This window comes from uncultured Campylobacter sp. (genome assembly GCF_937997405.1).
Lineage (GTDB): Bacteria > Campylobacterota > Campylobacteria > Campylobacterales > Campylobacteraceae > Campylobacter_B.
Window position 1 is genome coordinate 1 of the sequence record NZ_CALKTL010000196.1, and the last position, 3964, is coordinate 3964.

The following is a 3964-nucleotide window of genomic DNA, read 5'->3' on the forward strand; positions in this document are numbered from 1 at the left end:
GCGTCGGTCTGCCTGAACGTGGATTCAGATCACCTTGATTGGCACGGGAGCGCGCTGCGTTCGCTGCAATCGTGCTGTGTTTGCCATGAGCACATCCAAAAAGCTTAAAAAATCAATCCCGCGGCGCCGAGCTTGACTCCTAAAGAGATAATTATCAAAACCCCAAGCCCCGCGAAAAAGCCCGCCAGCACGTCATCTAGCATCACGCCGAGCCCGCCTTTTACGTCGCGATCCACGCGCCCGATGATCGAGGGTTTGCGGATGTCAAAAGCCCTGAAAAACAGCAGCGCCAAAATCATTGAAAGGATCGAGATCCTGCTACTCTCAAAGCCCGCGATCAGCTCCCGCAGTGGCAGCGAAAAGATCTCGCCTACGGGCGCAGCGACGCACATCGCAATCCACACCCCCACGACTTCGTCGATGACGATCTCGCTGTTATCGTGCGCGCCTACCCGTCTTTCGTAATCGCCTACGATCTTAAGCGAGACGAAAAAGACGAGAGCGGCGCACAAAAACAGCGTCACCTCTCCCGCTAGCATCAAGATCGCAAGACCTACTATCCAGCCAGCGATGCTGCCCCAGGTGCCTGGCGCGGGCCTTAGCAACCCCGCGCCGAAAAATGTAACGAAAATTTTATCCATAATTGTCCTTTTAAATTTTGCTTTTTAAAATTTTACCGCTTATTTTAATTAGGGCATTCTCTCACGCGCAAAAATTTTAAATTTCGTTCGTGCATGCGAGGAAATTTTAAATTTTGTTCGTGCATATAGAATTTAAATTTCGCCTGCCCGCACGAAATCAGTTCTACTCGCTCGCCACGAATTTTGCTCACTAACGTAGGAATTTTAAAATTCTACTCATTTGCGTAAAAATTTTAAAATTTTGCTCGCTCCACGCGGAGTTTTCAAACCCGTCCGCAAACGCAAGGCATTTTGCGCGAGCGGCAGTCGTTGCGCTGCATCCGAGTTTTGCGCTGTAACTCGCAGCAACTGCTTAATTTTAAAATTTTAGGTTCGCTTGTCGAAAACTTAAAATTTAGATTTGCCGTGCTGCTTTACATATCCATCGCGCCTTAAAATTTTAAATCCGCTTCGCCGCAAAATTTACTGCGCCGTTATAAATTTGCTACGAAGCCAAGACTTTAAAATTTAAAGCTCGTTTTATCGTACCGCTGCTAATGCTCTAAAAATTTAGCTTCGTTGTACCGCAAAATTTTACGCCAAATCTGCGTCCGCCGCTCTTTATGCTATAAAATTCCACACAGTCCTTTCTTTCCGCACTATGAAATTTTACTTTATGCCTAGTCGCCGTAAATTCTAACGTCGCGAAATTTTACCTTCTGCCTAGCTTCCGCAAATTCCACGTCATTTTTTGCGTCGCGCTCTCGAGAGCTATGTCTTTAGCGCGCTGGTTTGATACAGCTGCATAAGCTGCTCGTAAAACTCACTCTCGCCGTGGCTCTGCAAGATCCCGCTGTTTGGAAAAAGCTCGTCGTAGAGCTTTTGCAGATCTGAAAACCGCGCGGGAAAAAGCTCGCTTAAAATCATCGCCGAGATCTCTTTACGCATAAAAATCGCGGGCGGCAAAATCCCCGCGCGCAGCAGTGCTTTTAGATTTTGCGTGCGGTAATGCACGTGATGATGAGCGCCGTGAGGGCAGTTTTTGGTGCTTACTAGCACCTTACACTTCTCGCAATAGACGTATTCGGGCATCAGCAAAATCTCGATTTCGCCGCGCTTTTGATACTCGTCCAGCACCGAATGCATGCCGCCTCCTTCAAAAAACAGTTCCATATTCGCGTGATTTTGCCCAAAAATTATTTTGTTTATACCTAAATTTTTTGCGATCGCGCACTGCAGTGCGGGCTTGTCGTCAAAAATCGCAAGCGAGCCCAGATCGATCATCATGGCGCGTTGCGCGACCAAAAAATTTTGCAGCAAATAGCTTAGCGTTTTTTTGCGTAGCTCGTAGGGCAGGGCATCCGCGCTGCTCGTGCCGGTTAAAAAAATCACCACAAAATCCGCTTTGTCGATCATATGCCTAATCAGCCGCTCATGCACGCGGTGGATCGGATCGGCGCAGGTAAAAAACGCTGAAATTTTAGGCGCGGCAAGCGAGCTTGCGACTTTTTTTATGCGCGCGATTTGCTCTGCAAGACCATTTTTTAGCAGCGTGATGCGCCCCTGCACCGCAGTTTGCTCTGCGTATGCGTTTTGAAACACCGAGTCTGCTACCTCGCTTGCGCTTGGAACATAAACATCGCTAACGTCTATGCGCGCGATAAGCTCACAATAGGCGGGATTTGTAGCGGGATTTTTGATGAAATTTTCGGTGGAATTTGAGATAAAATTTCCCGCCGAATTTGCTACGGATTTTGCATCTGCGCTGCGAACGCGATTGAGTGCGGAATTTTCGGCAAAGCTCTGCGCGGAATTTACCGCAGAATTTTCACTGGAGCTTTTCGCCAAATCCAAAACGGCGTTTTTCTCAGATTTTGCATCTGCGCTGCAAGTAAAAATTTGATCATAGCCCGCAGTAAGGCTTTCTATATGGTCTAAGCCCTCGCTTGTGGCGTTTATAGTGCTTTGCGTACTTGCAGTGCGCGCGAGATCCGTGCCGCTTTTTGCAAAATACTGCTCATTTTGCGCCGCAGCAGAAACTCCATCCTGCAAGTTGCGCGATTCTTTAGCTAGTAAATACGCGCCGCTCTCGTCGCTAAGCGAATTTTTGGCGCGTTCGGCTGTGCCTTCCTTGCAGAGGTAAAGCTCCAAAATATCGCCCTTTTTTGCGTCCGCGCAGGAAAAAACGAAATTTATGCCGCATACGCTTAGCTTGCTTGGGCGCAGTAGCTCGCAGCTCTTGCCGAAAGCGCCGTTTGCGAGCAGGCTCAAGACGTTTAGGTCGGAGCGCGAGATCTCTATCTTGCGGATTTGCGTTGCGCTATTATTTGCGCCTTTGCTCTCGCTTCCGGCCTGCTCTGCTTTTAAATTCCATGCCGCGCCCTTAGCTCGCGCCTCGTCTTTTCTGGCATTGCTCGTCTTTGACATTTTTAAATTCCGCATCGTTTTTAAATCACGCTTTGCTTTTGAGTTCTGTGATGCTTTTAAATTTTGCTTCGCTTCTAAATTCTGCGCCGCGTCACTCGAAGCTATTGCGACGTTTAGAGTTTTTGTGCCGCTTAAAATTCCTTCACTTTCAAGCGGTTTTATTTCGTTTAAATTGCCGGTATCGCGCGAAATTTCCATCTCGCCTGCGATCCGTACCGGATGCGCGCGGCTATTTTTTTCTTGCGATGCCATATTTTTTCCTTTTCTCCCAAAGCGATTTTCGCGAAATCCCAAGTGCCGCTGCCAGATCGGAGTCGAAATACTCGTCTTGGTGCGCTACGATCGTGAGCTTTACGTATTCTTCGATGCTTAAAATTTCGCTGCGTTCTTTGCTGCTGCCAAGCGTAATTTCGTCGCTAAAGCCTTTTTGCGCGCCGATGGATCCGACGATTATACGCATGGATTTGGTTTTGTTTATAAATTTTTCCTTCTGCGCGCCGCTTAGGCTATCAAAATCTGGTGCGTAAAAAATCTCCGCGCCGCGTTCTAGCAGTTCAGGGCTTTGCGCGGATAGAATTTTAAGGCGCGATTTTAGCGCAAGCGCGATCTTAAATACCGCCGCCGCCCGTGCTGCCGCATCGCCGCGCAAAAGAAGCGGGAATTTTATCTGCGCTAAACGCGTGTGCGGTATTTCGCACGAAAGGGAGATCTCTTTAAGCAACGCTTCGTAGGCTTCGTTTTGCGATTTTAGCGAGCGAAACTGCGCGTAATGCTCGATCTTTTTGATGAGCTCCTCTATCATAAATGGCTTTTGGATATAATCCGTCGCGCCCGCTTTTACGGGGTTTAGCACCGTTTCGCTATCGACGTAGGCGACCATCAAAATTATGATCGAGCGCCTAAATTTTTCGATCAGC

At 48.2% G+C, this 3964-nt stretch carries 3 protein-coding genes; all 3 read right to left on the minus strand.

The window, feature by feature from the left end; genetic code table 11:
• Positions 1–104: 104 nt before the first annotated feature.
• Entirely contained in the window at positions 105–641 is a 537-nt protein-coding gene (locus Q0372_RS10090; protein WP_298105544.1) for a phosphatidylglycerophosphatase A, read from the minus strand.
• A 750-nt stretch (positions 642–1391) separates the two neighbouring features.
• Positions 1392–3299 (minus strand): hypothetical protein, encoded by a 1908-nt coding sequence (locus Q0372_RS10095; RefSeq protein ID WP_298105548.1) that lies wholly within the window; start codon positions 3297–3299, stop codon positions 1392–1394.
• A partial coding sequence (locus Q0372_RS10100; RefSeq protein ID WP_298105550.1) for a hypothetical protein occupies positions 3277–3964 on the minus strand: 688 nt, incomplete at its 5' end. The genes Q0372_RS10100 and Q0372_RS10095, both read right to left, overlap by 23 nt.

Excerpts from the sequence above, each read along its gene's own strand:
- Q0372_RS10090 (WP_298105544.1), bottom strand. The coding sequence starts at position 641 with ATGGATAAAATTTTCGTTACATTTTTCGGCGCGGGGTTGCTAAGGCCC.
- Q0372_RS10095 (WP_298105548.1), bottom strand. The coding sequence starts at position 3,299 with ATGGCATCGCAAGAAAAAAATAGCCGCGCGCATCCGGTACGGATCGCA.